Origin of the sequence: Brevibacterium album DSM 18261, assembly GCF_000426445.1 — a bacterium.
Taxonomy (GTDB): Bacteria; Actinomycetota; Actinomycetes; order Actinomycetales; family Brevibacteriaceae; genus Brevibacterium; species Brevibacterium album.
Genome location: NZ_KE384526.1, coordinates 884,947 through 911,361, shown reverse-complemented (window position 1 = coordinate 911,361; position 26,415 = coordinate 884,947). Strand labels below are relative to the sequence as shown.

Annotated in this window: 23 protein-coding genes and 1 tRNA gene; 5 read left to right on the top strand and 19 right to left on the bottom strand. The window is 69.3% G+C overall.

Going from position 1 to position 26,415, the window contains the following annotated elements; translation table 11 throughout:
- Nucleotides 1-116: 116 nt before the first annotated feature.
- Nucleotides 117-1,358: an MFS transporter gene (locus K318_RS0117730; RefSeq protein WP_029090466.1), complete on the top strand. Its 1,242-nt coding sequence runs from the start codon at nucleotides 117-119 to the stop codon at nucleotides 1,356-1,358.
- A gap of 201 nt (nucleotides 1,359-1,559) precedes the next feature.
- On the opposite strand, the gene K318_RS23090 is transcribed toward K318_RS0117730, so the two are convergent.
- Nucleotides 1,560-3,209: a multicopper oxidase family protein gene (locus K318_RS23090; protein WP_051298185.1), complete on the bottom strand. Its 1,650-nt coding sequence runs from the start codon at nucleotides 3,207-3,209 to the stop codon at nucleotides 1,560-1,562.
- Nucleotides 3,210-3,506: 297 nt separating this feature from the next.
- On the opposite strand from K318_RS23090, the gene K318_RS23085 reads away from it, so the two are divergent.
- Entirely contained in the window at nucleotides 3,507-3,905 is a 399-nt protein-coding gene (locus tag K318_RS23085) for a helix-turn-helix domain-containing protein (protein WP_156914095.1), read from the top strand.
- A 58-nt stretch (nucleotides 3,906-3,963) separates the two neighbouring features.
- On the opposite strand, the gene K318_RS0117715 is transcribed toward K318_RS23085, so the two are convergent.
- The 10 genes from K318_RS0117715 to K318_RS0117670 form a co-directional block, all read right to left on the bottom strand.
- On the bottom strand, nucleotides 3,964-4,560 hold the full coding sequence (locus K318_RS0117715; RefSeq protein WP_029090465.1) for a ClpP family protease: 597 nt from the start codon (nucleotides 4,558-4,560) through the stop codon (nucleotides 3,964-3,966).
- The gene (locus K318_RS23080) at nucleotides 4,557-5,375 is read right to left on the bottom strand and encodes a ClpP family protease (RefSeq protein WP_084500430.1); all 819 of its coding nucleotides are present in this window, start codon (nucleotides 5,373-5,375) and stop codon (nucleotides 4,557-4,559) included. The genes K318_RS0117715 and K318_RS23080 overlap by 4 nt, the downstream gene beginning before the upstream one ends.
- Nucleotides 5,376-5,549: 174 nt before the next feature.
- Nucleotides 5,550-6,497: a phosphate/phosphite/phosphonate ABC transporter substrate-binding protein gene (locus tag K318_RS0117705; RefSeq protein WP_029090464.1), complete on the bottom strand. Its 948-nt coding sequence runs from the start codon at nucleotides 6,495-6,497 to the stop codon at nucleotides 5,550-5,552.
- A gap of 52 nt (nucleotides 6,498-6,549) precedes the next feature.
- Nucleotides 6,550-7,290 (bottom strand): histidine phosphatase family protein, encoded by a 741-nt coding sequence (locus K318_RS0117700; protein ID WP_029090463.1) that lies wholly within the window; start codon nucleotides 7,288-7,290, stop codon nucleotides 6,550-6,552.
- A 37-nt stretch (nucleotides 7,291-7,327) separates the two neighbouring features.
- On the bottom strand, nucleotides 7,328-9,097 hold the full coding sequence (gene phnE / locus K318_RS23075) for a phosphonate ABC transporter, permease protein PhnE (RefSeq protein ID WP_051298184.1): 1,770 nt from the start codon (nucleotides 9,095-9,097) through the stop codon (nucleotides 7,328-7,330).
- The gene (gene phnC, locus K318_RS0117690) at nucleotides 9,094-9,918 is read right to left on the bottom strand and encodes a phosphonate ABC transporter ATP-binding protein (RefSeq protein WP_029090462.1); all 825 of its coding nucleotides are present in this window, start codon (nucleotides 9,916-9,918) and stop codon (nucleotides 9,094-9,096) included. Before phnC ends, phnE begins: the two co-directional genes overlap by 4 nt.
- A 64-nt stretch (nucleotides 9,919-9,982) precedes the next feature.
- Nucleotides 9,983-10,933 (bottom strand): phosphate/phosphite/phosphonate ABC transporter substrate-binding protein, encoded by a 951-nt coding sequence (locus K318_RS0117685; RefSeq protein WP_029090461.1) that lies wholly within the window; start codon nucleotides 10,931-10,933, stop codon nucleotides 9,983-9,985.
- A gap of 341 nt (nucleotides 10,934-11,274) precedes the next feature.
- Nucleotides 11,275-11,532 (bottom strand): helix-turn-helix domain-containing protein, encoded by a 258-nt coding sequence (locus tag K318_RS0117680; RefSeq protein ID WP_211233355.1) that lies wholly within the window; start codon nucleotides 11,530-11,532, stop codon nucleotides 11,275-11,277.
- A 226-nt stretch (nucleotides 11,533-11,758) separates the two neighbouring features.
- Nucleotides 11,759-13,285 (bottom strand): L,D-transpeptidase, encoded by a 1,527-nt coding sequence (locus K318_RS0117675; protein WP_051298182.1) that lies wholly within the window; start codon nucleotides 13,283-13,285, stop codon nucleotides 11,759-11,761.
- Nucleotides 13,286-13,574: 289 nt separating this feature from the next.
- Nucleotides 13,575-15,002, bottom strand: coding sequence for an MFS transporter (locus K318_RS0117670; protein ID WP_029090458.1), 1,428 nt, complete (start codon nucleotides 15,000-15,002; stop codon nucleotides 13,575-13,577).
- A 173-nt stretch (nucleotides 15,003-15,175) separates the two neighbouring features.
- Here K318_RS0117670 and K318_RS0117665 point away from each other — a divergent pair.
- A tRNA-Ser gene (locus tag K318_RS0117665) sits at nucleotides 15,176-15,260 on the top strand.
- A 372-nt stretch (nucleotides 15,261-15,632) separates the two neighbouring features.
- The gene (locus K318_RS24900) at nucleotides 15,633-16,121 is read left to right on the top strand and encodes a hypothetical protein (RefSeq protein ID WP_156914094.1); all 489 of its coding nucleotides are present in this window, start codon (nucleotides 15,633-15,635) and stop codon (nucleotides 16,119-16,121) included.
- 207 nt (nucleotides 16,122-16,328) lie between these two features.
- Here K318_RS24900 and K318_RS0117655 read toward each other — a convergent pair whose 3' ends face one another.
- From K318_RS0117655 to K318_RS0117635, 5 genes are all read right to left on the bottom strand, one after another.
- Nucleotides 16,329-17,006, bottom strand: a complete 678-nt coding sequence (locus tag K318_RS0117655; protein WP_029090456.1) for a class I SAM-dependent methyltransferase — start codon at nucleotides 17,004-17,006, stop codon at nucleotides 16,329-16,331.
- A gap of 397 nt (nucleotides 17,007-17,403) precedes the next feature.
- A complete protein-coding gene (locus K318_RS23065; protein WP_035282256.1) occupies nucleotides 17,404-18,912 on the bottom strand; it encodes an MFS transporter in 1,509 nt (502 codons plus the stop codon).
- Between the two features lie 117 nt (nucleotides 18,913-19,029).
- Nucleotides 19,030-21,396, bottom strand: coding sequence for a heavy metal translocating P-type ATPase (locus tag K318_RS23060; RefSeq protein WP_051298181.1), 2,367 nt, complete (start codon nucleotides 21,394-21,396; stop codon nucleotides 19,030-19,032).
- A complete protein-coding gene (locus K318_RS23055) occupies nucleotides 21,380-22,366 on the bottom strand; it encodes a hypothetical protein (RefSeq protein WP_051298180.1) in 987 nt (328 codons plus the stop codon). Before K318_RS23055 ends, K318_RS23060 begins: the two co-directional genes overlap by 17 nt.
- A 31-nt stretch (nucleotides 22,367-22,397) precedes the next feature.
- Nucleotides 22,398-22,604 carry a heavy-metal-associated domain-containing protein gene (locus tag K318_RS0117635; protein WP_029090455.1) on the bottom strand — a complete coding sequence of 69 codons (207 nt, stop codon included), beginning with the start codon at nucleotides 22,602-22,604 and terminating at the stop codon, nucleotides 22,398-22,400.
- 194 nt (nucleotides 22,605-22,798) lie between these two features.
- Here K318_RS0117635 and K318_RS0117630 point away from each other — a divergent pair, with 194 nt between their 5' ends.
- The gene (locus K318_RS0117630) at nucleotides 22,799-23,098 is read left to right on the top strand and encodes a metal-sensitive transcriptional regulator (RefSeq protein WP_211233354.1); all 300 of its coding nucleotides are present in this window, start codon (nucleotides 22,799-22,801) and stop codon (nucleotides 23,096-23,098) included.
- A 237-nt stretch (nucleotides 23,099-23,335) separates the two neighbouring features.
- On the opposite strand, the gene K318_RS0117625 is transcribed toward K318_RS0117630, so the two are convergent.
- The 3 genes from K318_RS0117625 to K318_RS23050 all read right to left on the bottom strand — a co-directional run bounded on the left by K318_RS0117625 (nucleotide 23,336) and on the right by K318_RS23050 (nucleotide 26,176).
- A complete protein-coding gene (locus K318_RS0117625; protein WP_029090453.1) occupies nucleotides 23,336-23,638 on the bottom strand; it encodes a metal-sensitive transcriptional regulator in 303 nt (100 codons plus the stop codon).
- Nucleotides 23,639-23,765: 127 nt separating this feature from the next.
- Nucleotides 23,766-24,791: a CNNM domain-containing protein gene (locus tag K318_RS0117620; RefSeq protein WP_029090452.1), complete on the bottom strand. Its 1,026-nt coding sequence runs from the start codon at nucleotides 24,789-24,791 to the stop codon at nucleotides 23,766-23,768.
- Complete coding sequence (locus K318_RS23050; RefSeq protein ID WP_035282254.1) at nucleotides 24,788-26,176, bottom strand: hemolysin family protein; 1,389 nt, start codon at nucleotides 26,174-26,176, stop codon at nucleotides 24,788-24,790. Before K318_RS23050 ends, K318_RS0117620 begins: the two co-directional genes overlap by 4 nt.
- Between the last annotated feature and the right edge of the window lie 239 nt (nucleotides 26,177-26,415).

Here is a 26,415-nt window from a genome sequence, read left to right as displayed (position 1 = left end):
ACGCTCCTTCGCAGATGCGTGTCGTTCGCGGACGCTCCGGTCTGCCGCCGGGGCGCCCGCCTGCAGGGTGCTCACGGTCCGAGCACTGCGTTCTGCCGGGGTACTAGGGTAGTGGGGTGGGCGAATTCGAAGGCTATCGGCGAGGCGACCGGCAGGCCAAGCGCATCGAGGCCGGTCTCCTCATGGCGGGGCTCGCCACCTTCACACTCCTCTACAGCACACAGGCGATTCTGCCGTACTTCTCCCGTGACTACGGCATCACGCCGTCCGCCTCGGCGCTGTCCGTGTCCGCGGCCACAGCGGGCCTCGGCATCGGCCTCATCATGGCGGTGCCGGTCTCGGAGAGGATCGGACGGGTGCGTCTCATCCGGCTCTCGCTCACCGCCGCGGCCGTCCTCGCGTTCTTCGTGGCGTTCGTGCCGTCCTGGCCGCTGTTCCTCGCAGCGCGCTTCGTCATGGGCTTCGTGCTCGCGGGCCTGCCGGCCACGGCCGCGGTCTACCTCAAGGAGGAGATCCACCGCGACTACGCGACGGCCGCCACGGGCGTGTACATCTTCGGCACCACGCTGGGCGGGCTGCTGGGCCGGGTGGCCTCGACCACGACCATCCAGCTCGCCGAGTCGTGGGGCTACGCCGGCACCGGCGTCCTCAGCGTGTCCCACCTCGCGATGCTGGTCGCCGCGGTCATCGGCCTCGTGTGCGCGGTGTCCTGCTGGCTCCTGCTGCCGGAGTCCCGGGGGTTCGTGCCCCAGCAGGACGATCTCGCAGAGCTGGTGCGGAAGTTCGGGAGGGCCTTCCGGGACCCCGTGCTCATCTGCCTCTACCTCATCGGCGGGCTGGGCATGGGCACGTTCGTGGGCGCGTTCAACACGCTGGGCTTCCGGCTCGAGGCGGCACCCTACCTGCTGTCGGTGGGCGCGCTGGGACTCATCTACTTCATGTACCCCGTAGCGGGGGTGGGGTCGATCGTCGCCGGCCGGCTCGCCGGGCGGCACGGTCTGCGCGCCGTCATCCCCTACACCCCGCTCGTGGCCCTCGCGGGGATCGCGCTCACCGCGCTGCCGCAGCTGGTGTGGATCATCGCGGGGATCACGGTGCTGAGCGTGGGATTCTTCATGATGCACTCGCTGTCCAGCGCCTGGGTGGCGCAGCGGGCCTCGGCGTCCGTGGGCGTGCCCGCGCAGGCCATGAGCATGTACATGCTGTTCTACTACGCGGGCTCGTCCCTCAACGGGAATCTCGCACCGCTGGCCTGGGAGCTCGACGGCTGGCGCGGGGTGAGCCTGCTGTCCGGAGCGCTCATGACCGTGGCGTTCGCGCTCGCCCTGGGACTCGCCCGGAGCCGCCCGCTACGGTGAGGGGCGGGTGGGGTGAGGGGTGCATCATCGTCGCGAAAGCGCAGATCGGCGGCGCAATTGCCTGCAGATCCCGAGCTTTCGCGCACTGTGCTGTGCGGGCTTCGCGAAAGCTCAGGATGAGGGCGCAATTGCGTGGTGATCCTGAACTTTCGCGAACGGGCGGGAACGGAACGCGCGCACTGTGCTGTGCGTTGCACCCGCTCAGTGGTCACCGTGGCCGGTGGCCGCGTCCGGTTCCGCGTCCACTGTGAACTGCCCCATCATGCCGTCGTCCTCGTGGAGGAGCAGATGGCAGTGGTACATGTAGGGGATGCTGCCGTCGTCGTCCTCGTGGTGCGGCATGACGACGGCGATGCGCATGGCCTCCTGCGGCGGCGTGTAGACGGTGTCCTTCCACCCTGCGAGCTCCGGTGCCGGCGGACGGCCGCCCACGTCGAGGATCCGGAACTGCGCATTGTGGATGTGGAAGTTGTGCGGTGAGGAGTCCAGGTTGGTGAGCAGCCACACCTCCGGTTCGTGCGAGGACATCGCCGCATCGATCCGGTCCATGTCCATCGTGGTGCCGTTGATCTGCCTCCCGCGCAGGCTGAAGCTGCGCTGCTGGCCGGCGTCCACCGGATCCGGGAGCTCCGCGAGCCGGTCCGGGAGGTCCAGCGCTGCGAGGGCGGAACGGAAGTCCGCCGAGGCGCCGGCACCGGAGCCGTCCTCCTCGCCCGCCTCCGCCTCGGCGGGAGAGTCCCTGCGCACGCGGAGGATCGTGAACTCGTCCTCGCCTCCCACGCCCTCGGGATCCGAGACATTGCCCAGATCGGGATCGCGGGAGACGAGCGTGAGACCGTCCGCGGGCACCGCGACGATGACCTCGGCGCGCTCGGCGGGGGAGAGCGTGAGGGAGTCGGCCTCGACCGGCTCCGGGAGCAGCCCGCCGTCCGAGCCGATCACCGTGAGCGGGGCTCCCGAGTCCAGCCGCAGACCGTAGATGCGGCCGAGCGAGCCGTTGAGCAGGCGCAGGCGCAGCACCTCGCGGTCGGTCGTGAGGACGGCATCGGGCATGCCGTTGGTCAGCACGGTCTCGCCCAGCATGCCGACCTCGGACGTGAAGTTGTGGCCCAGGAGCTCGCCGTCGTCCGTGAGCCGGAGGTCCTGGATGATGAGCGGGATGTCGTCCACCCCGTACTCGTGGGGCAGGGCGGAGGCGGCCTCGGGGGAGGCCGAGGGCGCCTCGGCGGGCGAGGCGGCCATGCCCTGGGGGACGGAGCCGGGCGTGTGCCCGTCCGGGTCGTCGAGGAGGAGCATGCCGGCGAGCCCGCGGCGCACCTGGTCCGAGGTGCTCTCGTGCGGGTGCGGGTGGTACCAGAGCGTGGCGGAGGGCTGGTCAGGGGTGAGCGTGAGGGTCTGGGTCTCGCCGGGGGCGATGGGGTGGTGCGGGCCGCCGTCGGCATGGGCGGGGACGAGCAGCCCGTGCCAGTGGAAGGTGGTCTCCTCGTCGGTGTCGTTGGTCAGCTGCGCCTCGTAGGTGCGGCCGCGGGCCAGCCGCAGAGTGGGGCCCAGGTGCGCGCCGTTGTAGCCCCATGTCTCCGAGGGGACGCCCGGCAGGAACTCGGTGGTGCCGGTGGAGGCGGTGAGGGCGAAGCGGCCGTGCTCGTCCGGTTCGAGGAGCGGCGGGATGGGCAGCGGCCGGCCCTCCTCGGTGGTGGGGACGGGCGTCTCGCCCGCACATGCGGTGAGCGCGGGTGCGAGGGCTGCTAGCCCGAGGAACGCGGAGCCGCCGCGCAGGAGGCCGCGGCGGGAGAGCACCGCGGGAACGGAGCCGAGGCGGGCGGGGACGAGGGCGTGTCCGCGGGTGCTCATGGCGCCATTGTGCCGCCGGCGGGTGAGGGTGTTTACGATTCCCGGTGAGTGAGACTCCGCCGCTCGGTGGGTGGGGCGGTGCGTCTTCTTCACGGTCGGGCGCGCAACAGGTATGTGCTCTCTGCGCGTGTGCGCGGCTGAACGCGCAGAGAGCACATACGCGGCGGCGGGAGAAGGGGCAGGAGGTGCGGCCGGCGGCTTTGCGAGGGCGGCCTGAAGGGCGTCTGCCGGGAGCACGGGGTTCCGCTCTGAGCGGATCGCTGGTTCAGCCCGCCCATGACCGCCTATCCTTGCGGCATGACCGAGACGCCGCTGTTCCGCGAGATGCTGGGTCGCGTCCTGCGCATCCGACGTCTCACGCTGGGTCTGACCCTGCGCGAAGTGGCCGAGCGCTCCGGCGTCTCCGTGCAGTACCTCTCCGAGGTGGAGCGCGGTCTCAAGGACCCTTCCTCGGAGATGATCGCCGCGATCGCCGGTGCCCTGCAGCTGCCGCTCGCCGAGGTGCTCGTGCTCAGCGCCCGCCTCGCCTCGGCTCAGGGCGCGCTGGTGCCGCAGCCCCTCCCCGCTGGTGCCGTGCATCCGCTCCATGCTCATGAGGCCGCATCGGACTCGGCGGGCATGCGTGCACCAGCATTGCATTCCCCAGCGCCTCAGCAGTCCGCCCGGGGGCAGGTCGCCCTCGCACTCGCCGCCTGATCCAGTCGTCGCATCGATCACCCAAGACCGGCAGCGCGCTCGCCGCCTGACACCGGCCTCACCTCTCCTTCCGCTCCACCACGGCATCAGCGATCCCGAACTCCACCGCCTCGGCCGCCGTCAGCACGAGGTCCCGGTCGAGATCCCGCCGCAGCTGCGCGAGGCTGCGGTGCGTGTGCCGGTGCAGGATCGCCTCGACCGCGCTGCGCTGGCGGACCACCTCCTCGGCGGCGAGGATGAGGTCCGGGATCGCCGCGCGCCCGCCCTCCACGCGCGGCTGCCGCAGCACCACGCGGGCATGGGGGAGGACCGTGCGGCTGCCCGGTGCGCCCGCGGCCAGCAGCACGGCGGCATCGGCGGCGGCCTGGCCCACGCAGATGGTGGCGACGGGGGCGGAGACGTACTGCATCGTGTCGTAGATGCCCGTCATCGCGGTGAGCGAACCGCCGGGAGAGTTGATGTAGAGGCTGATGGGCAGGTCCGCGGACTCCGCGTCGAGGTGCAGCAGCTGTGCGATGACGGTCGTCGCCACTCCGTCGTCGATCGCCGTCCCGATGTTCACGATCCGGCTGCCGAGCAGGCGCGAGTGGATGTCGACGATGCGCTCGCCCGCGGAATCACGGGTCACCACGTTCGGAATCGTGTACTGGCTCATGCCGGAGCTCCTTCCTGCTCGCCGGCCGCGGCCCCCGCCGCGCCGCCCCCGGAGCTCGTACGGGAACCGGCCTCGGCCTCGGCGATGGTGTTCCCGGAGATGCCTGCAGCCCGCGGCCGAGGCGAGAGCAGCTGGCCGATGTCCGTCACCAGCGCATCCGCGAGGCCGTAGGCGACGGCCTCCTGCGCAGAGAACCACCGGTCGCGCAGGGAGTCCTCGAACACCTGCGCGTACGTCCTCCCGGTGAGGGCGGCGATGCGGCCGAGCACCGTGTCGCGGACGTCGCGCAGGTCGTCGGCCTGCAGCTCGACGTCCGCCGCCGTGCCGCCGATCCCGGAGGAGCCCTGGTGCAGCAGCACCCGTGCGTGCGGCAGCACGAGGCGCTTGCCGGGCGTGCCGGAGGACAGGACGAACTGCCCGGCCGAGGCCGCCCAGCCGAACGCCACCGTCACCACATCGCAGGGGATGACGCCGATGGTGTCCGCGATCGCGAGCATCATGGGCACGGAGCCGCCGGGGGAGTTGATCCAGAGGTGGATGTCCCGCTGCGGATCCTCGTCCGCGAGCAGGTGCAGTCCGGCGATGAGCTCCATGCCCGAGGCGTCGTCCAGCTCGCCGTTGAAGACCAGGGCCCTGCGCTGGAGGAGGCGGCGGGTGAGGGGCGCCTCGGCGGGAGCGGCGTCTGCTGGGGAGTCGGCGAAGAGGGGAGGTGAGTGGCCCTGCGTGCGCGTGGGGCCGAGTGAGGCGGGCGCTCCGGGCAGTGTGTGCGCTGGGATCAGGGGTGTCGTGTCTGTGCTGGTGCGTCTGTGCGTCATGCCCTCAGCCTGGGGCCGGTCCGTGCGGACCGTGAATGCGGATCCGCCCGGAGCAGAGACGTTCTGCTCCGGGCGGAGGGAGCGCCGCTTCATCCGCCGGGTGAGCGCTTTCTGTCGGTCCTGCGGCTCAGATCCGACAGGGAGTGCTCACCTGATGGGGCCTGGGACACCGGTTCACTGGCATGCGGGCGCATCGGTTGCCTCGCACACCTCCCGTGCACGGGCCCAGTAGCTGTCGTCGGCTTCCGCCATACCCCAGAACGTGCCGAAGACGGCGCAGTACTGCGTGCCGTCGGGGTGGTCCATGAGGAGACTGTCCACCTCGCAGCCCTGCGCTTCGTAGACGGTGTCGCCGTTGATGCTGAAGAGGAAATCGGTGATCCGCTCCTGCATCTCCTCGGGGAGCTCCGTGGACATCAGCACCCCGCTCTCGAGGGTCTCGGTCCGCCAGAGGGTGGTGAAATCGCTCTGCTCCACGTGATCGTTGTCCTCGGCGAAGGTCCTCTCAGCCAGCTGAGCGAACGTGAATCCGGCCGCGCACTCTCCTTCGAAGACGGTGTTCATGACTGAGCGGTGATCGCCCACGAAGATCGCATTGATGTCCTCTTCCGGGTCGATCCCATGCTCGCTGAGCCCTGTGGCGGGGAACAGATAGCCGCTCGTCGAAGAGGGGTTGTTGAAGCACACGTCCAGCCCAGCGAGTTCGCCGAGGTCGGTGATCCCGCTGTCCGAGCGCGTCACGGCGACGGATTCCATCGGCGGCATCTGGGGACTGCCGCTCGCATAGCCGACCGTCGTGACGGGCGCTCCGCGGTCCAGCATGAGCATGCTGCCGAGCGGGCCCATGAATACCAGGTCGAGGTCCCCCGCCACTGCCGCTTCGATGACGGCGGGCGCGGCGGTGGCCTCGAAGAGCTCGATCTCGACGTCCAGCTCCTCCTCGGCCAGTTCGAGGAAGATGCTCCAGAGCTCGTACGTGCGGTCGGCGGAGTCGGAGGGGACGGTGCCGAAGCTCAGGGTGGTGATCTCGTCTGCGGCGGCAGGATCATCGGCGGAGCAGCCCGCGAGACAGAGAGCGGCTGCTGCTCCCGCGGCGAGCAGGGGGCGGGTGGTGCGGGACATGGTGATCTCCTGTCGGTTCGGCCGGATGGGTGTGTGCGTTTCCCCGTCCGGGTCAGCCCATTGCCCGGGCGGCTTCTGCAGCCGGGTGCGGCTGTGCTCGGTCGCCGTCTCCCGGGGGCAGCAGATGCCCCCAGCGGAGGGGCTCCCAGCCGGTGTCCGAAGGGATCAGCTCGATCCCACCCGTGTTCGGCATCCTCTCCGCCGAGGCGAGCCCGGCATGGAAGCCAGTGAGGTGGGAGGCGATGAACCTGATGACGGCGCCGTGGCTCACGATCACGACGGTGCCCGCGGCCTCGGCCGGCACGTCAGCGCCCGTGCCCGTGCGGGCTCCCGTGCCCGAGGCCTCGGTGGCGCCGGCGACTTCGAAGTGGTGCCTGCGGAGGTCCTCGATCACGGGCAGGTACCTCTCCAGGACCTCGTGACCCGTCTCCCCACCCGGCAGCTTCCGGTCGTACTCACCCCTCATCCATGCGGCGAACAGGTCGTAGTAGGCCTGGATGGCGGTCTCGTCCGTCCTCCCCTCGAAGTCCCCGGCCTGAACCTCGTGGAGGCCGTCGGCCACCCGGGCGGGGATCCCGAGGGCACGGGCGATGGAGTCCGCAGTCTGCTGTGCGCGCAGCGCGGTCGAGGTGACCAGGGCTCGACAGGCGAGGCTCTGCGCGTAGCCGGCGAACTCGTCGGCCTGGTCCCGGCCGAGCGCCGTCAGAGGCGCTCCAGGCGGCCGGGTGTCGACCACCCGGCGGACGTTCGCCTCCGTCTCCGCATGTCTGAGGAGTATCAGTCTTGTGCTCATGTGCGAGGATGCTTCCTTCCGTGTGCGATGCGGGGCCTCACAGGATCTGCCTCCGGATCCAGGCCGAGAGCTTCTCCGTGCCGTAGATGATGAGGAAGATCATGATGACCAGGGCGAGCGTCTGATCGAGGTCGCGTGAGCGGAACGAACCCTCGAGCGCGAGGCCGATCCCGCCGGCGCCCACGATCCCGATGATCGTGGCGGCCCGGATGAAGACGTCGAACATGAACAGGCCGACTCCGACGATCGCCGGCATGGTGGTGGGTATCGTCGAGGTGAAGGTGCGCTGCAGCCATGTGGTGCCGCTGGCCTTCATCGCCTCTCCCTGCCCCTCCAGGTCGGTGTCCTCGATGGCGTCGGCGATGAGCTTGCCGGCCATGCCGATCGAGCCGATCGTCAGCGCCATGACTCCGGCGAGGGGCCCCAGCCCCACCGCGGCGACGAAGATGATCGCGATGACCATGTCGGGCATGCCGCGGACGAGCATCGTGAGGGTCCTGGCGACGGCCGCCGCGTGCCGGTGCACGGTCGCGTTGCGGGCTCCGAGGATCCCGATGGGGAGGGAGATGAGCATGCCCAGCACGGTGGCCGCGATCGCCATCCAGATCGTCTCCAGGAGGAGATCGAGGTGCCGGCCGAAGTTCGAGACGAAGTCCGGCGGGAACATCGCGGCGACGTAGGGGACGATGTCCCCGATGGCCGTGATCAGCCTGATGGGCCCGAACTGCAGGATCGCGAAGCTGCTGATGACGGCCGCGATCGCCAGCAGTGCCATGGTCCACCGCCTGATCCGCCCGGCGTACCAGCCCACGGAGATGCGCGCGGGCTGGTCGGGAGTGGCGGTGCGCGCCTTAGCTGAGACCTCCGTCTTCACCGTTCCGGAACCGGCCTCGGACTCCGCCGCCGAGGTGCCCTTCCGCTTCTGCCTGTGTGCGCGGAGCCGGGCCCGCAGGGAGAAGGGGTTCTCCCGGGGAGTGTCCTCGTCCTGGATCGCACGGCGGGCCAGCAGCGAGATCCGCTCGGTGATGATCACGAGGACGAGGATGATCAGCGCGATCGCCAGGACGCGGCTGTACACCAGCTGCCCCTGCACCCGCTGCAGCTCCAGGCCGATGCCTCCGGCCCCCACGAAGCCGAGGACGACGGAGTTCCTGAGGTTGATGTCCAGCCGGTACAGCGCCAGGGATATCCAGTTGGTGAGCACCTGCGGCAGCACCGCGGCGGTGAAGACCTGGAGGCGGCCGGCCCCTGAGGCCCGCACGGCCTCCACCAGCCCCATGTCGATCTCCTCGATGCGATCGCTGAAGAACTTGCCGATCATGCCCACGGAGCTGATGCCCATGGCGAGCACGCCGGCAGCGGGGCCGATGCCCATCGCGCGGACGAAGATGAGCGCCAGGACGAGTGAGGGGACCGCCCGGGTCACGGTGATGATGAATCGGCAGACGTTGTATGCGATGGGTCCGGTCGTGGTGTTCCGGGCTGCCAGAACAGAGACGGGAACTGCGAGGACGAGTGCGATCGAGGTGCCCGCGATCACCATCCAGAGCGTCTCTGCGACGGCGGAGACGTACCGCGGCCAGTCCACGAAGCTGGGCGGCAGCATGCGCCCGAGGAGGTTGCCGATCGCGTCCATGCGACCGAACAGAGCCCAGGGAGTGAACCCGGTCTGCCATACCGCCACGAGGAACAGCGCGGCGATCACCGCTGCGATGGAGGCGAGGCGGCGGCGCCGGGGATCCGGAGGCCTGCGGATCCGGCCGGAATCGGGGCGACCGTCGGCGCGGGGAGTGAGCTGCGCGGTCATGATGCCGCCTGGGGCTGTGCCTGCGCGTAGATCTCCGAGACGTCCTCCGGCGTCAGGGTTCGCGCATCCCGGTCGAGGATGATCTCGCCGCTGCGCAGCCCCACCATCCGGTCGGCCCAGCCGAGCGCGATCTCCATCTGGTGCAGATTGCAGATGACGGTGAGTCCGTCCTGATCGCAGACCTCGAAGAGGAGGTCCATGATCTGGCGCGACGACTCGGGGTCCAGCGAGGCGACGGGTTCGTCCGCGAGCACGATCTTGGGACGTTGCAGGAGAGCCCGGGCGATTCCGACCCTCTGCTGCTGCCCGCCGGAGAGGGTGCTGGCCCGCTGGAAGGCCTTGTCCGCGAGCCCCACGCGCTCCAGCTGGCGGAGCGCCTCCCGGCGGAGGCTGTCTGGGTAGGTCATGATGCCGTACCGAGGTCCGCGGAGACCGCCGAGCGCGCCGACCAGCACGTTCTCCAGCGCGCTCGCCCGCCCCACCAGGTTGAAGTGCTGGAAGACGAAGCCGATCTGCCTGCGGAACTGCCGCAGCTCCCGGCTGCTCAGTCCGGAGGGGTTCTGGCCCAGCACCTCGACCTCTCCCCGGGTGGGTTCGGCGAGGGCATTGATCAGCCTCAGCGTGGTGGACTTGCCGGATCCCGAGAGGCCCATGAGGACGAGGCGCTGCCCGGTGGGCACATCCAGCGTGATGTCGTTGAGCGCGCGGACGGCCCCTCCGGTGAATTCCTTCGTCACATTGCGGATCCGCACCGCAAATTCGTTCTCAGGGCCGACCCGGGAATCTGTCTGCCGGCTGTTCCTGTCAGTCGTACTCGGCATGGTTGTCTCCGCCCATCTGCTTCGGGGACTGCGTCATCGGGGTCTGCTGCTGGATCGGCCGGGGCTAGCTGCCCTGGCAGGCGGGGGCCTCGGTCGCTGCGCAGATCTCGCGTGCGGGGTCCCAGTAGTCGCCGTCCACCTCGCTCATGCCCCAGAAGGTGGAGAACAGCCCGCAGTAGGGAGTTCCGTCCGCGTGCGTCCTCTCGAGCCGCTCCGGGCACTCATAGCCTTCGGGAATGTTGTCGCCGTTGGTGCTGAGGAGGAAATCTGACAGCCGCTCCTGCATCTCCTCCGGCAGCTCGGTCGAGATCGTGATGCCGCCGCCGATGGTCTCCGCCTCCCAGATCCTCCGGAAGTCCTCGGCCTCGATGTCGTCGTTCTGCTTGGGGACGGTCTCTTCGACCATCTGCCTGAAGCTGAAGCCGGCGGCGCATTCGCCCTCGAAGACCGTGCGCACCACCGACTGGTGGTCCCCGACGAAGATCGCGTTGATGTCCGTCTCCGGATCGATGCCCAGCTGGAGGAAGCCGTTGGCAGGGTAGAGGTATCCGGTGGTCGATGCCGGGTTGTTGAAGCACACGTCCTCACCCACCAGGTCTGACAGATCGGTGTAGTGGCTGTCGGCGAGCACCACGCCGATGGTTTCGCCGGGCGGTTCCTGAGGTCCGTAGTTCACGTTCCCGACAGTGCGGAGGGGTGCTCCGCTGTCCTGCATCAGCATGGTTCCCATCGGTCCCTGGTAGACCATGTCGAGGTTGCCGGCGATCGCGGACTCGATGACCGCGGGATTCGCCGTGGCCTCGAAGAGTTCGATCTCGACGCCGAGCTCCTCCTCCGCGAGTTCGATGAAGAGGCCCCAGTTGTCATAGGTCGATTCGGCGCTGTCGGAGGGGACCACACCGAAGCTGAGGCTGCTGATCTCATCGGCCGAGGCGGGATCACCGGAGGAGCAGGCACTCAGGGAGAGTGCTGCCGCAGCTCCTGCGGCGAGCGAGATGCGGGCGAAGCGGGACATGGACACTCCAGTTCCGCCGAGCCGGGGCACAGGTGTGCACGGACTCGGGCTCTCAGATCGTCATGGGTGTGCGAGCGGCCCTGTGGGATCGTCGTTGATCTCTCGGGCCTCCCGGGACCGCGCTCCGCGGTGGAGGATCACGGCCGCCAAGTGCTTCAGAGCGGTTTTGGAAGCTGTGTCAACCCTATATAGATGGAATATGAGAAAACAAGAGGTTCGGCGGAAAAAATGAAGTCGACTTCACTTTCGATTGGCTGCCGATGGCGTCCGAGCCGGTGAGCGGCGTTCCTGGGAGCCGTGCTCGTGCGAGAGGTGTTCTTGTGAGCCGGACCCGGCTGGGGTCACAGGCCGGCTTCGTCGAGGAGCGACGATGCCCTGACGCCCAGGGCGGTTGCGAAGCCGACGAGGGTGGAGATCTTGGGGTTTGACGGGCCGTCGGCATCCTTGCGTCCCGAAGAGCGCCCGCTCTCGATGAGCTGGACCTGGTTCTTCGTCACCCCGGCCTGAAATGCCAGGGCCTCCTGGGAGAGTCCGTGCTCCTGCCGCATCCGACGAAGGGTCGCTCCGAAGCGCCGTGCGCTCTCGCCATTCCAGGTCACCAGTCGAGAGTGCAGAACCTGCCATCTATTTCCCACCCTATGCATAGGGTCATGTCCGGTCGCCCGTGCTTCGCGTGCCTGAGACCTCGTGCGCCTGTGGCCTTGCGCCTCATCCGCCGAGTGAGCACTTCCTGTCGGATTCACGGCCTGAATCCGACAGAAAACGCTCACTCGACGGGGGAGGAGAGGGGGAGGAAGGGGGGAAGGGGGCAACCAGGGCCGAGCCTCAGCTCAGGGCCGAGAGCTCCTGCCACTCGTCCCAGTCGTAGACCCAGTCGGAGATGTCCGAGTGCTCGGTGCTGAGATCCACGGAGGATCCGGTGATCTCGACGGGGTCGCCGTAGAGCGCCATGTCGTAGTACTCCTTGGCGCGCTCATCGGTGAGGTTGATGCAGCCGTGGGAGACGTTCGCCCGGCCCTGCGAGCCCGCCGACCAGGGCGCCCCGTGGATGAACTCGCCGTTGTTGTGGATGCGCACGGCCCAGTTGGTGGGCGTCTCGTAGTTCCACTGCTCCGAGGTCATGACGTAGTGGGCGTGCTTGGACATGACGACGTGCGTGCCGTTGTAGGACGGCGCCTGCGGCGAGCCGAGCGAGGTGGGCCAGTCGACGATCTCCTCCCCGTCGCGCTCGATCTTCATGCGGTGGGTCTGGGCATCCGCGGTGACGCGCTGATCGCGGCCCACCTCGAAGTCGAGGGCGACGTCCTCCTTGCCGTACCAGCGGTCCGAGTACTCCACCCCTTCGAGCGGGAGGTTCACGGACACGTCCACGTGCGCGGGCCAGAACTCCTTGGGCCGGTAGTGGACGCGGCTGATGCCGTCGGTGTCGTAGAGCCAGCCCCAGGAGCCCTCGACCTCGACGGGTTCGCCGTCCTCGTCCGTGACCTCGACGCTGAGGCGGGCCTCGATGTCATCGCGGGCGGACTCGGGGATCGTCGAGTTGAACATGACGATGACGGGGGCGCCGATGCCCACGGTCTCGCCGTCGGAGATCACGGTCTTGGCGGTGAGCTCCTCGACCGCCGTGGTCTCGGGAGTGGTGACGGTGCCGGTGGAGGTGTGCTCGCTGCCGTCGGGGGCGACCGTCGTGGCCGTCCACTGGTAGGAGGCGCCGGTGACGAGGTCGGCCGAGGACGCCCAGTCCGTGCTCGAGCCGCCGGCGGGGGCCTCCGAGGTCGCCTCGCCGTTCGCGGGTGACTCCTCATCCGCCGCATCGGGTGTCTCCGCGTCCACGGTGCCGCCGGCCTGTGCCGCGGCGGAGGAGTCCTCGCCCTGCTCGGCGGCCTCGGCATCGGAGTGCTCGGCGGAGGCGGACGGGGCATCGGAGGCCGCCTCCGCATCTGCAGCGCCGAGCGAGCCGGTGTCCACGGGGACGGTCTCGTGGTCGAGGTCGATGAGCTCGACCTCGGCGAACTCGCCGCCCTCGACGGTGAGCTCGAGCGGTTCGCCGGCGGCGATCGTCATGTCTCCGGAGTCTTCGGCTGTCTCCGTGCCCGAGGCGTCGGCGGGCTCGGTCGCGGAGGCTGCGGAATCAGCGGATTCGGCCTCGGCGGATGCGCTCTCCGCTGTGGATCCGGCCGCAGCAGCGCCTTCGCCGAGCGCCTCGTTGGCGACGGTGACGACGGGGGCGGCCTCGGCGGCGGTTCCGCCCGAGCCGGATTCGCCGCGCTCCGTGGGAGCGGGCGTGCATGCGGAGAGGATGAGGGCGCTCGCGCCGAGGGCGGCGAGAGCAGAGAGGGGACGACGGCGCACCAATGACCTCCGGAATACGATTCGGCTCCGAAGATGCTACGACGCGGGGATGACCGTTCTGTCTCCTCCGCAGAGTGCGCGGTGTCCGGATCGTGATGTGAGCGGACCTCTGCGGTGTCCGATGCCACTCGCAGAAGGGCTGAACTGCGGTTTCACGAGGAACAGGCGGTGTTTCCCGTTAACGAATTGTGATGATCTCGGTCTGACCAGAATGAACCAAAGTGGGGCCTCCTCGCCTCGGCGGACGCTCTCTCCCCTCGCTGTGCGGTGGCGCGGAGCCCGGGCGGGGTCAGCCTCGGCGGTCCAGTCGGGTGACGAGGACCGCGAACGCGAGGGAGACGAGGACCGTGACGGCGGTGGTCCAGGCGAAGGCGAGGGGGATGGGGAGGCTGTGCGTGAGGACGGTGAAGAGGGTGGCCAGGGTGGCGATTCCCACGCCCATCCCGCCCTGCTGAGAGGTGGCGATGAGGCCGCCGGTGAGGCCTGCGACGGAATCCGGCACGTGGTTCATGACGACGGAGACGAGCGGGCCGAACATGAGGCCCTGTCCGCCGCCGGTGAGCAGCGCCGTGAGCTGGAACCAGAGCAGGAAGGGCTCCGCCTGGACGAAGGCGAGTACGGCGAGCGCGGCGAAGCCGGCTGCCTGCACGCAGGCTCCGACGACCATGATGCGGGTGCCGAAGCGGCGCTGCAGGCTTCCGGCGAAGAGGGAGACGGCGATGAAGGCGCCGCCGTTGACGATGAGGCCCACGCCTGCGAGAAGGGGCGTGATGCCGAGGCCCTCCTGCGTGAGGATCGCGTAGTTGTACATGTACGAGGCGAGCATGAGGAAGAACAGCATCGCGAGCGCCATGCCGATCGCGACGGCGGGGACGCGGATGACGGTGAGGGGGAGGATCGAGGGGCGTGCGGCGGCCTCGCGCCTCCGGAGGTGGAGGCGGAGGAGGCAGGCGCCGACCGCGGCCGCTGTGAGGAGCGTGAGGGTGAGTGCGAATGCGCCGGGGGCTGCCAGCGGCCGGAGGGGGTCGATGGCCGCGATGCTGGTCAGTCCGGTGATGAGGCACATGAGGGTGGCGGCGACGATCGCGGAGCCGGGGAAGTCGAAGCCCTCCGGGTTCGGTGAGCGGGATTCCGTGAGGTGGCGGGAGCCCAGCCATGCGATGAAAGCGATGACGGCGATGCTCATGAGGGCCGAGCGCCAGCCCAGGTGCGGAGGGACGGCGCTGATGACTCCGCCGCCCAGGACGTTGCCGCCGATGGTCCCGGCGCCGGCGCAGACGGCGTAGAGGCTGATGGCCCGGCTGCGAGCTCTGCCGTGGAGGACGGCCTGGATGCTGGAGAGGATCTGCGGGGTGGTGAGGGCGGCGGCGCAGCCCTGGAGGAGTCTGCCGAGGATGAGCAGTCCGGGGGTGGGCGCGAGGGCGGTGAGCGCGGCGGTGACGAGGATCGCGGAGATGCCGATGCGGAACAGGCGCCTGCGCCCGTAGGCATCGCCGAGGCGGCCGCAGATGATGAGGCCCGAGGTGAAGGAGACCGCGTACGCGCCAATGACGAGCGTGGTGGTGGAGCCGTGGAGCTGCATGTCCGCCTGGATGCCGGGCGCTGCGATGTTCGCGACGCTGAAGACGTACGTCGACAGGAACGTCGCGACGTACAGCGGCCAGACGTGCGGTGTCTGCGGCTCCCGGGGAAGGGGCGAAAGCGGCTCTGCTCCCATGGTCGGACCTTATCGTACGTTCGGACGATTTGGTGGTGTGCTGTGCGGATGAGGTGTGCAGTCGGAGTGTGCCGGTGGGTGTCCTGGAGGTGTCCGAGGCCTGACGGGAGTGTGACTCAGCTCGCCCTGTGCTGATTGGCCCGGCCGAGGCGGGCTCGTGTACAGTTCTTCTCGGAGGATTCGCCTAGCGGCCTATGGCGCACGCCTGGAACGCGTGTTGGGTTAACGCCCTCAGGGGTTCAAATCCCCTATCCTCCGCAGCTGGAAGCCCCCGGGAAACCGGGGGCTTCCGCTTGTCTGCGGGCGGAGCTGTGTGAGGCGCGCCCCTGCACTTCGAGGGCAGCCTTCATGGGCCTCGTCGGTGCACGTGATGCCTCACGTCAAGACCTCCGGATGAGTTGGTCGTTGCCTCAGCTGTTTCCTCCGGTTGCCCGGTGAGCTGACCGGCTTGGGCATGCTGGTCGTGGTGGGTGCGTCCCTTGGCCTGGGCCAGGGTGTCAAGCCCCGGGTTTTGTAGAGGCTAATTCTCTTGGTTTTCTATGCAGCGAGCACGCTGACCAGCTCGGGTTCCCGGAAGACTGGAGGAACAGCCCCGTCTGGGACCGGAGCTTCGCGCTTGACCGTGAGCCGATGGTGACTGCGAGCCTACTTGACCGGGTGGAGAGCCTGTCTGCTTCGCAGGCCCGTGCAGTGCTGACTGCTGCGAAGCCGACACCCAAGCCTGAATCGCGGACACCGGAGCAATTCGCGGCGGCAAAGCGAGGAGCGCAGAAATCACTGCTGCGGACCTACCTCAAGCACCGGGTCGTGATCGAGATCGAGCTGGGGCGGACGAAGTTCTACCCTGCCTTCCAGTTTCGCGACGGAAAGATCATCGATGCGCTTGCCGAAATCAACAGAGAACTCTCCTCGTCCTGTGGCGATTTGAGCCCGAACCGCGTCGCAGGGGCGCTCCTGGACTGGTGGCAGACGCCGCATCCCGGTCTGCCGAAGGACGCCGGTGGTGCCGACCGGTCGCCGCTCGACCTGCTGGTTGATGTCTCTGAGGCGGAGTTCGCGGATGCTGTTCGCGAGGCGCGGGCGGTGGACAGTTCCATAGCTTCCGAGCGCCGCCTCTGATCAGCACCGGTGTTGCGTGAGTACAGGCGTGGTGGATGCCTGGCGGAGCGCCGCTGAACTGCCGAAGCCGCATGCACGCGCGATGCTCCAGGCGCCGGTCGCGAGCAGACGGCAGCCCTCGCCCAGGCCGGGGTCCGCCTGTTCGGGCCGCCGTCCAGGGAGAACAGGGGGCTGCGCTCGCCCCGAGCGGACGCGGTGAGCCCTGCCCTACGCGCGGCGGCGCACCACGAGGACGCCGTCGTCGAGGGACGCGCCCGTACCGTCCGGCCCCGTCACGGTCCGCATGCGCAGTCCAGCCTCCTCCACCTGCCAGTCGTCCCAGTCGAGGGCGAGGTGCTCGAGCTCCTGCTCCGGCATTCTCGTGGTGGACCAGGGCTGGGCATGCGGATCGGCCCAGGGCGGTGCGCTCACGTGCGCCACGCTGACGAGACGCCCGCCCGGGGCCAGCGCGCGGAGCCCGGCGCGGAGGATCGAGATCCGCTCGGCGTGCTCGGGCATGTGCAGGTACGAGACGGTGACAAGGCCGAACTCGGCGTCCTCCGGCTCCCAGACGGTGAGATCGGCGGTGCGGAAGTCGGCCTGCTGCGGGCTGAAGCCTCGTCCGCGGGCGGTCTCCCGAGCCCGCGCCACCGCCGTCGGGGCGATGTCGAGGCCCGTCACCTGCCAGCCGAGACCGGCCAGCCACAGCGCATCGGCGCCCTCCCCGCTGCCCAGATCCAGGCAGCGGGTGCGCCCGGCCGCGGCATCGGGCCCCGGGAGGGAGCTCACCACGGAGACCAGCGCGGCATTGGGCTCACCGGACCAGAGGCGCGGCGAGTCCAAGTACGTCGATTCCCAGTCCTCGGCTGCGCCGCCCGAGGAGGTTCGCGGCTGCGGCGCACTCATCAGCGACGTCCGAACAGGGTTGCGAGGAACCCGCCGCTGCGGCGAGGCTCCCCATCGCTGCGGCGGGGTTCCGCCTGGTGCCCGCCGCACCACTGCCCCGCGGGCACGGTCTGCTTCACGGAGTCGACGTGCTGGCCACAGCCGGCCCAGGTCGTCTTTCCGCACATCTTGCAGGCGACTGCTCTGCACATGGTCTTTCGCTCCTTGCGTTTCGGGGGAGTGGGCACGGAGTGGAACCGGGTGTCCATGAGGGGCGTCCGCGGAGGGGGGCATGGGCGGACCTCCGGAGAGGGTGAGGAAGAGCCCCTCGAGTTCGTCGACCTCGGGGCACGAGTCCCCGTTCTCGGCGGCATCTGCCCCGCTCACCGTGGTCCCGCAGTCCTCAGCTCTGCTCGCTTCAGCCCTGCTCGCCGGAGCCCTCCGCAGAGGCCGCCGGTCGCTTGGCGTCGATGATCACCACGGTGAGGACGGCGGCGACGGCGATGATGATCGCACCGGCGAGCAGGCCGGCGGAGTAGCCGTCCACGAGGGCGCTGCTCGCCTCGGCGACGAGCGCGCCGTCACCGGCCTCGCGCCCAGCGGTGAGGGCCCCGAGCGCATCGGGGAGCCGGCCGGTGGTGACGGCCACCGCGATGGAGGAGAACACCGCCATGCCCAGCGCCGCCCCGGTCTGCTGTGCGGTGTTGAGCAGGGCCGAGGCGATGCCGGCGTTCTCCTGCTCGACGCTCTCGACCGCAGCCGAGGTCAGCGGCACGAAGTTGAGGGAGAACCCGAGCCCGGTGGCGAAGATCGCGGGCATGAGGTGCAGCCAGTACGAGCTGTCGGTGCCGACCATCGACAGGGCCAGCAGCCCGAGCGCCATGACGGTGGCGCCGATGGCGATGATGGCCCGGGGCGCCAGCGCGGCGATGAGCTTGGAGCTGAGGATCGCGCCGGCCATGATGCCGATGGCGAACGGCAGCCAGGACAGGCCGGTGCGCATGGGGGAGTAGTCGAGCACGTACTGCATGTAGAGGTTGAGCAGGTAGAACATGCCCAAGGGCCCCGAGGCGAACAGCACCATGCCCAAGTAGGCGCCGGAACGGTTGCGGTTCTTGAAGATGTGCAGCGGCAGCATCGGATCCTTCGCCCGCGACTGGACGAACAGGAACACCGCCAGCAGCACGACCGATGCCCCGAGGAAGCCGAGAGTGCCGGGATCGGTCCAGCCGTGCTCGCCACCGCGGGTGATTGCGTAGACCAGGGAAGCCATCGCCCCCGTGCCCAGCGCCGCGCTGACCGCGGTGAGCTTTCCGGTGTGGCGCTCGGCCTCGACCAGACGACGCGAACCCAGCAGCAGGAGGAGGACGACGGGGACGTTGAAGAAGAACACCCAGCGCCAGCCGAGTGCCCCGGTGAGCACGCCGCTGATCAGCAGTCCGCTGGCGAGGCCGACACCGGCCATCGCCGCGTACAGACCGAGCGCGAGGTTGCGGGTCTTGCCCGGGGAAAAGGTCGAGGTGATGAGCGCCAGCGCATTCGGGGTGATCAGCGCGGCCCCGAGCCCCTGGACGGCGCGACCGGCAATGACAAGCGTGCCGTCGCCTGCCAGGCCACCGAGGAGCGCACCGGCGGCGAACACGACGAGTCCGATCTGCAGGACGCGTTTGCGGCCGAAGATGTCGCCCGCGCGGCCGCCGAGCAGCAGCAGCGCGCCGAACACGAGGATATAGCTGTTGACCACCCACGGCAGGGTCGACACGCCCAGGTCGAGGTGTGCCTGAATGGCCGGCAGTCCGACGTTGGCGGTGACATCATTGGCGACGCCCAGGGCCTGGGCGCCCATGATCGTGAGCATCGGGACGACGATCCCGCCGTTGGCGGTGTTGGTGTCCGTGTGCGCGCGGGCAGAGTTGCTTGGAGTCATTGCTTCCTTGTTTCACACATGTGGGCGAGTGGGCGGCGCCCCTGGTAGGGCAACGCGGCATGAGGTGACGTCCGGGCCGAGCACACTGCTCGGCCCGGACGTCGACGGCGTAACCGTTCAGGCGTTCGCGGGCTCGGTGACCGCCTCGAGGTCCCTGCGCTGCGGCGTGGAGTCGACGGCGCGGGACTTGAACGTCCGCAGCCGCAGGCTGTTGGAGACGACGAACACCGAGGAGAACGCCATCGCCGCACCCGCCAGCATCGGGTTGAGCAGACCGACGGCCGCGACCGGGATCAGTGCGGTGTTGTAGGCGAAGGCCCAGAACAGATTGCCCTTGATCGTGCCCAGCGTCTTGCGGGAGAGCCGGATCGCATCCGCCGCCGCCCGCAGGTCGCCGCGAACCAGCGTCAGGTCCGAGGCCTCGATGGCGACATCGGTGCCGGTGCCCATCGACAGGCCCAGATCGGCCTGAGCGAGGGCGGCAGCATCGTTCACGCCGTCACCGACCATCGCAACCCGCTTGCCCTCGCCCTGCAGCCGCGTGATCTGCTCGACCTTATCGGTGGGCATCACCTCGGCGATCACGTTCTCCGGGTCGATGCCGACCTCGGCGGCCACCGAGCGAGCCACAGTGGTGTTGTCGCCGGTGAGCAGGATCGGGGTCAGCCCCAGTTCCTTGAACTGGCTGATCGCCTGGGCCGAGGTGGACTTGATCGCGTCCGCGACCACCAGCACGCCTCGGGCCATGCCGTCCCAGCCCACCGCGACGGCGGTGCGGCCCTGCTCGGAAGCCGCCTGCATCGCGGCCTCGAGCTCCGGGGTCAGGTGCTGTGACCAGTCGGCCAGCAGCCGCGGGCGGCCGACCAGCACGGCATGCGATTCGCCGTTGTCGTTGACCATGCCCTGCACGCCGAGGCCCTCGACATTGGCGAAGTCCTCCACCGTGGGCAGTTCACCGACCTTCGCAGTGGCGTCCTTCGCGATCGCCTGGGCGATGGGGTGCTCGGAGTAGTCCTCCAGCGCACCCGCCAGCCGCAGCACCTGGTCCGGGTCCTCGCCGTCGACGACGATGACATCGTGCAGGGTCATCTGCCCGGTCGTGACGGTGCCGGTCTTGTCCAGCACGACGGTGTCGACGCGGCGGGTGGTCTCCAGCACCTCGGGGCCCTTGATGAGGATGCCCATCTGGGCGCCGCGGCCGGTGCCGACCATGAGAGCGGTGGGCGTGGCCAGACCCAGGGCGCAGGGGCAGGCGATGATGAGCACCGCGACTGCCGCCGTGAAGGCCGCTGAGATCGCGTCGCCGGAACCGGCCCAGAACCCGAAGGTCGCGAACGCGACGGCGATGACGATGGGCACGAAGATGCCCGAGATCGTATCGGCCAGACGCTGCGCCTTGGCCTTGCCGGTCTGCGCGTCCTCGACCATCTTCGCCATCTGCGCCAGCTGGGTGTCGGCGCCCACGCGGGTGGCCTCGACCACCAGCCGGCCGCCGGCGTTCACCGTCGCGCCGACCACCCCGTCGCCGGGGCCGACCTCGACGGGCACGGACTCGCCGGTCACCATCGAGGCGTCCACGGCGGAGGAGCCCTCGACGATGCGGCCGTCGGTGGCGATCTTCTCACCGGGACGGACCACAAAGCGGTCGCCGACGCCGAGCTCGTCGATGCTCACCCGCTCCTCGCGGCCGTCCCGCAGGATCGACACCTCCTTGGCGCCGAGCTCCATGAGCGCCCGCAGCGCGGCGCCGGAGCGGCGCTTGGCGCGGGCCTCGAAGTAGCGGCCCAGCAGGATGAACGTGATGACGCCTGCGCCGACCTCGAGGTAGATGTTGCTCGCCCCGCCGCCGTGACCGGCGCCGATCGTGAACTCGAAGGCATGGGTCACCCCGCGGTCGCCGGCGGTGCCGAAGAACAGCGCGTACAGCGACCACAGCAGCGCGGCACCGGTGCCCATCGAGATGAGCGTGTCCATCGTCGCGGTGGCGTGCTTGAGGTTCTGCCAGGCGGCCCTGTGGAAGGGGAAGCCCGCCCACACGATCACAGGCGCTGCCAGCACCAGCGAGGCGAAGCCCCAGAAGTCGAACTGCAGGGCGGGGAACATCGCCATCGCGATGACCGGGACCGACAGGACCGCGGAGATGATCACCCGGTTGCGCAGGGCGCGCACGGGAGCCTCCTCGTCCTCCTCGGCCTGGTCTCCGCCGGAGCCGGCCCCCGCGTCTGCGGCCGGCTTCTTCGGCTTGGGCAGGGCCGCGGTGTAGCCGGCCTGCTCGACCGCGTCGACCAGGGCGGTCTGCTCGACGCCCTCGGCATAGGTGACCTTCGCCTTCTCCGTGGCGTAGTTGACCGTCGCCGTGACGCCGTCGAGCTTGTTGAGCTTCCGCTCGATGCGGTTGGCGCAGGAGGCGCAGGTCATGCCGCCGATCTGCAGTTCGACGCTGTTGGCCTCGGCCGAGGCGGCCGCCTCACTCGGCGTGGTCATGACTGTCTCCTTCCTCGTGCTCGTGCCCGCCGCTGTCGTTGCCGCTGCCGTGATCGGCACCGTCGTGATCCGGCGAGCCGGACTGGGCATCCACGACGAATCCGGCAGTATGTACCTGCCCGTCGACCTTGAAGTCCAGGTACAGCAGATACCGGCCCTCGGTCGGAGCGGTGATCTCGAACTCGATCTCGGGGCCGCCCTCGTCGCCCGGCTGCGGCTCCTCGCCGTGCGGGTGCACGTGCAGGTATGCCAAATCGCCGTGACGCAGGCCCGTCAGGTGCCCGAACGCCCCCATGTACGGCTCGAGTTCGGTCACCGGCTCGCCGTCACGGGTCACGCTGACGGTCGCGGGTGAACCCTCTCCGGCGGTCAGCTCGCCGTCCAGGCTCACCTCGTAGCCGTCGACGCTCACCGTGGTCACGGTCTCCTCGAACGCCTCCGGCCGATAGTCGCCGGCGACCTGCACGGTCGAGGACAGGGTCAGCGGATCGCCGGTCTCGGCAGGCACGATGTCCGCGTAGACGCGATAGGTGCCCGCGGCCTTCGGCGTCCAGGGCAGGGTCCATTCGCCCTGCTCATCGCGCTCGGGGTGGACGTGCTCGAAGTGCGACCCGTCGGCGCGCACCACGACCAGGTGCAGCTCCTGCTCGTGCGAGACCTCGAAATCGGTCACCGCCGCACCGACGGCGTCGAAGACGGTGAACGCGATCTCGCCCGCTTCTCCGATCTCACCAGGCGCGCTCACCTGCCCGAGGCGGTATCCGCCCGCGTCCAGGGTGACGCCCGAAGCGGCATGGTCTCCGCCGTGGCCCGCCTGTTCGTCTGCTGCCATGTCGTGCTGCTCCCCGTCCTGTTCCTCTGCCCCTGCGGTCGGTCCGACCGGGCCGACCGCCTTGCCGATCCCGAAAGCGCCGAACAGCGCGACGGCCAGGATCGCGGCATAGCCGATCAGTTTCCCGATGGTGCTCATGTGCGCTCCGTCCCCGGTCGATCCGTCGTCGTCAGCTGCCGAGCTGGTAGCCGGCCTCTTCGACCGCGCCGCGGATGGCGGCCTCGGTGACGGGGCCCTCGCTGGTGACCGTCATCTGCCCGGATGTCAGGTCGACGTCGACGTCGGTGACGCCTGCGACCTCGGTGACCTCCTCGGTCACGCTCATGACGCAGTGGCCGCAGGTCATTCCGGTGACGATGTAGGTGCTGGTGCTCATGGGAGATTCCTTTCCTCGCTGGTATCGCTACATTATACCCCTGGGGGGTATAGATCAAGACCGTCGACTCCGAGTGAGCGCGATCCTTGTCGATGGATACCTTAGGGGGGTATGGTTCAATGCGCAAGGGCGGTGGGGAAGGGCCGCATGCGAAGGTGGTGGGTGCCCTGAGTGTCTGACCGGAGAGGATGACGATGAGTGCGGAAGCTCCGCAGCGCGGATACATGCATCGCCAGGAGGACTACCTCAAGCGGCTGAAGCGCATCGAGGGACAGGCGCGCGGCCTGCAGCGGATGGTCGAGGAGGAGAAGTACTGCATCGACATCCTCACCCAGGTCGCAGCGATGACGAAGGCCCTCGAATCGGTCTCGCTGGGCCTGCTGGAAGAGCACCTCAGTCACTGCGTCGTCGAGGCTGCGGCCAAGGGCGGGGCTGAGGCCGAGGAGAAGGTGAGGGAGGCCTCCGAGGCCATCGCCCGGCTCGTGCGGTCCTGAGGGGCGTCACGCGAGGGATCGCTGTATGGGGCCGGTGCCGTCGAGAGCGTGAATAGCGGCGGCAGTGCCGGGGCGAGTGGACCTCCGCGGACGCAGGTGCCGACATCGACGCTGCCGGTGTCACGCTGACTGCCGGTGCGCTTGCCTGTGGCGAGTCGGTCACTCAGGTCGTCAAAGGGCTCGGCCCGGCGGCAGTTCTCTCTGCGTGAAGCTTCGAAGGCTTCCGCCTGCGGCGGGTCAGGAGCGGACGAGCCGGGCGATGGCGTCCGAGGCCTCTTTGATCTTCTCGTCCGCCTCGCGCCCGCCCTGGGCGGCTGCCTCGACGACGCAGTGGCTGAGATGCTCCTCGAGGAGGCCGAGGGAGACGGACTGGAGAGCCTTCGTCATCGCGGCGACCTGCGTGAGGATGTCGATGCAGTACTTCTCCTCCTCGACCATCCGCTGCAGGCCGCGCGCCTGTCCCTCGATGCGCTTCAGCCGCTTGAGGTAGTCCTCCTGCCGGTGCATGTAGCCGCGTGCGGCGGTGTCCTCGGCAGCCATGATCGCCCTCTCCTCCTCCGCTGGATACTGGGCCTGAGTATACCCGGGTGAGGTACCTGTTCCTCGCGCCTGCGCGCGGGCATGCCGAGCGCGGTCGATTCGCACATCGCAGCCGCGCGGCCGGCGCTCACAGCCTGAGCCCGGCGCCGTTCGGCAGCAACTGGCGCAGGACATCGGACATCGTGACGACTCCCGCGAAGTCCCCGTCCCGGGTGACGACGGCGAACTGCTCACCGGCCTCGCGCAGCGAGGAGAGCGCCTCGTACACGGGGGTGGCGGCATCCAGCGTCCGCGGCTCCCGCACGTGCTCGCGGATGCCTGCGTCCGCGGGAGCGAGGAGCACGTCGCGCACGTGGACCATGCCCGGCGGGCTGTCGCGGCGCTCGACCAGGATGCGCAGATGCCCTGTCCGCGCGGCCTCGCGGCGCAGGTCTCCCGCGGTCGCGGTCTCCGGAACCGCGGTGGGACGCCCGGGGCCGGAGGGCAGCAGATCGGCCACACGGAGCCGTTCGAGATCGAAGACCTGCGCGAGCTGAGCACGGAACGTGTCGTCCAGGACGCCGGTCGCGGCGGAGTGCTCGACCAGCTTCCGGATCGCGTCGACATCCTGGCCTCCTTGGGCGCGGCTCTCGGCGGGAGTGTGGCCCGACGCCGCGACCAGTCGGTTCGCCACGCGGTTCACCCACACCAGCAGCGGACGGAGACACCAGGCCAGCATCCGGGCGGGCACGCCGATGATTCCCGCGGCGAACTCCGGGTGTGCGATGGCCCAGGACTTCGGTGCCATTTCGCCGACCACGAGGTGGAGGAAGGTCACGAACAGCAGCGAGAGCAGGAAGGCCCCCGTATCCGCGAGCCACAGGGGCGCGCCCCATGCTCCGAACACCGGACCGAGCCAGGCGTCGACAGCCGGCTTCGTGACGGCGCCGAGGGCGAACGTGCAGATCGTGATGCCGAACTGGGCGACCGCGAGCATGAGCGTGAGCTCGTTCATGCCGCGCAGGGCCGCGCGGGCGCCGCGGCGGGTCGCCGCCTGCTCCTCGAGCCGGTGGGGGCGGGCGGCGAGGAGCGCGAACTCGATGACCACGAAGAAGGCGCTCAGCCCGATGAGCACGATGGTGGACACGATGACATAGGCGGGTGAATCGGTCACAGCTCGGCCTCGCTCCTCTCGGTCTCGTCCTCGGCGCCGGTCTCCACGAGCTCGACGCGCACGGCGCCGGGCACGTGCGAGGCGATGCTGAGCACCGTGACATCGAGGGCCAGGCGCCTGGGGTGATCGTGCACGAGGTCAGCGGGATCGGCGGGAAGCCGCACCCGGATCGTCTCGCCCTCGTCCGGGAAGTCGCCCGCGGAGGCGATCACCAGACCTGCGAGCGTCTCATAGTCTCCGGCCGGCAGTTCGTGCCCGACGGTCCTGCGCACCTCGTCCAGGTGCATGCTCCCGTCGGCCCGCCAGACGCGCACCGCCTCCTCGGTCATCTCCGCAGCCTTCGCGGAGTCGTGCTCGTCGGTGATTTCGCCGACCAGCTCCTCGGCGAGATCCTCTGTGGTGAGGATGCCCGCGAAGCCGCCGTACTCGTCGATGGCGCAGGCGAGCTGCGCCCCTGCGGTGTCCATCTCTTCGAGTGCGTACGGCAGACACATGAGGGTGGGGACGATGAGCGGCGCCCGCATGATCGACGTCACCGGCGCATCGTCGCCGGCCCTGGCGGAGAGGAGATCCACGAGTGCGACGACTCCGATGGGGGCTCCCGCCTCGTCGACGACGGGGCGGCGGCTGTGCGAGTGCGCCATGAGCGCGCGGAGCTCGCCCAGTGCGGTCTCCGGGCTCACCGTCCCCACCTGGGAGACGGGGATCATGGCGTGTTCGACGTCCTCGGAGGGGAAGTCGAGGACCCGATCGATGAGGATCGAGAGGTCCGCGGGCAGGTCACCGCTGTCGCGCGAATCGGCGACGGCGCGCTTGAGGTCCTCGCGCGAGGCGCTGGAGTCGACGTCGTGCACCGGCTCCACCCGCAGCAGCCTGAGCAGAAGGTTGGCCGCGACATCGAAGACCGCGATCAGCCATCCGAACACGGTCAGATAGATCTGCGTCGACCGAGCCAGCCCGCGGGCCAGGGGCTCCGGCGCGGAGATCGCGAGGTTCTTCGGGTAGAGCTCGCCGAAGATCATCTGCACGACCGTCGCGGCGGCGAGCACACCCACGGTGGTCACGGCGACTGTGATCGCGGAAGGGACATCGAAGCCGCCCAGCAGTGTTGCGAGGGAGTCCCCGATGAGCGGTTCGGCCACATAGCCGACGAGCAGTCCCGTGACGGTGATGCCCAGCTGCGCGCCGGAGAGCATGAAGGAGGTGCGGCGAGTGACCGCGAGCGCCCGCTCCGCCTTCGCATCGCCCGCCTCCGCACGGGCGGCGAGGCGGGAGCGGTCGACGGACATGTAGGCGAACTCCTGGGCCACGAAGTACCCGTTCGCCGCGATGATCGCGAGGATGAGGACGATGCCGAGCAGGAGCATCAGGATCGCAGTGCCCATGAGGAGGGGCTCACCCCCTCGGGCGTGCGGGGCCGGTCAGAGCCTCCGGTCGGAATCAGCGTATGACTGCAACTGTCCCCGGGGCCGTCTGACGACGACCCCTGACCTGCGCTGTCTCCCACGTCCTGTGTCACTCCTCGATTGCGGGCGGATCATGATGATGAGCAGGATGCTATCCGCGTTTCCTGCGCGGACGCTCAGAGCGGGGGTGATACGCGCGGATCTGTTCCGTGCCCTGC

Excerpts from the sequence above, each read along its gene's own strand:
- K318_RS23090 (WP_051298185.1), bottom strand. The coding sequence starts at position 3,209 with ATGAGCACCCGCGGACACGCCCTCGTCCCCGCCCGCCTCGGCTCCGTT.
- K318_RS23085 (WP_156914095.1), top strand. The coding sequence starts at position 3,507 with ATGACCGAGACGCCGCTGTTCCGCGAGATGCTGGGTCGCGTCCTGCGC.
- K318_RS0117715 (WP_029090465.1), bottom strand. The coding sequence starts at position 4,560 with ATGAGCCAGTACACGATTCCGAACGTGGTGACCCGTGATTCCGCGGGC.
- K318_RS23080 (WP_084500430.1), bottom strand. The coding sequence starts at position 5,375 with ATGACGCACAGACGCACCAGCACAGACACGACACCCCTGATCCCAGCG.
- K318_RS0117705 (WP_029090464.1), bottom strand. The coding sequence starts at position 6,497 with ATGTCCCGCACCACCCGCCCCCTGCTCGCCGCGGGAGCAGCAGCCGCT.
- K318_RS0117700 (WP_029090463.1), bottom strand. The coding sequence starts at position 7,290 with ATGAGCACAAGACTGATACTCCTCAGACATGCGGAGACGGAGGCGAAC.
- phnE (WP_051298184.1), bottom strand. The coding sequence starts at position 9,097 with ATGACCGCGCAGCTCACTCCCCGCGCCGACGGTCGCCCCGATTCCGGC.
- phnC (WP_029090462.1), bottom strand. The coding sequence starts at position 9,918 with ATGCCGAGTACGACTGACAGGAACAGCCGGCAGACAGATTCCCGGGTC.
- K318_RS0117685 (WP_029090461.1), bottom strand. The coding sequence starts at position 10,933 with ATGTCCCGCTTCGCCCGCATCTCGCTCGCCGCAGGAGCTGCGGCAGCA.
- K318_RS0117670 (WP_029090458.1), bottom strand. The coding sequence starts at position 15,002 with ATGGGAGCAGAGCCGCTTTCGCCCCTTCCCCGGGAGCCGCAGACACCG.
- K318_RS24900 (WP_156914094.1), top strand. The coding sequence starts at position 15,633 with ATGGTGACTGCGAGCCTACTTGACCGGGTGGAGAGCCTGTCTGCTTCG.
- K318_RS0117655 (WP_029090456.1), bottom strand. The coding sequence starts at position 17,006 with ATGAGTGCGCCGCAGCCGCGAACCTCCTCGGGCGGCGCAGCCGAGGAC.
- K318_RS23065 (WP_035282256.1), bottom strand. The coding sequence starts at position 18,912 with ATGACTCCAAGCAACTCTGCCCGCGCGCACACGGACACCAACACCGCC.
- K318_RS23060 (WP_051298181.1), bottom strand. The coding sequence starts at position 21,396 with ATGACCACGCCGAGTGAGGCGGCCGCCTCGGCCGAGGCCAACAGCGTC.
- K318_RS23055 (WP_051298180.1), bottom strand. The coding sequence starts at position 22,366 with ATGAGCACCATCGGGAAACTGATCGGCTATGCCGCGATCCTGGCCGTC.
- K318_RS0117635 (WP_029090455.1), bottom strand. The coding sequence starts at position 22,604 with ATGAGCACCAGCACCTACATCGTCACCGGAATGACCTGCGGCCACTGC.
- K318_RS0117630 (WP_211233354.1), top strand. The coding sequence starts at position 22,799 with ATGAGTGCGGAAGCTCCGCAGCGCGGATACATGCATCGCCAGGAGGAC.
- K318_RS0117625 (WP_029090453.1), bottom strand. The coding sequence starts at position 23,638 with ATGGCTGCCGAGGACACCGCCGCACGCGGCTACATGCACCGGCAGGAG.
- K318_RS23050 (WP_035282254.1), bottom strand. The coding sequence starts at position 26,176 with ATGGGCACTGCGATCCTGATGCTCCTGCTCGGCATCGTCCTCATCCTC.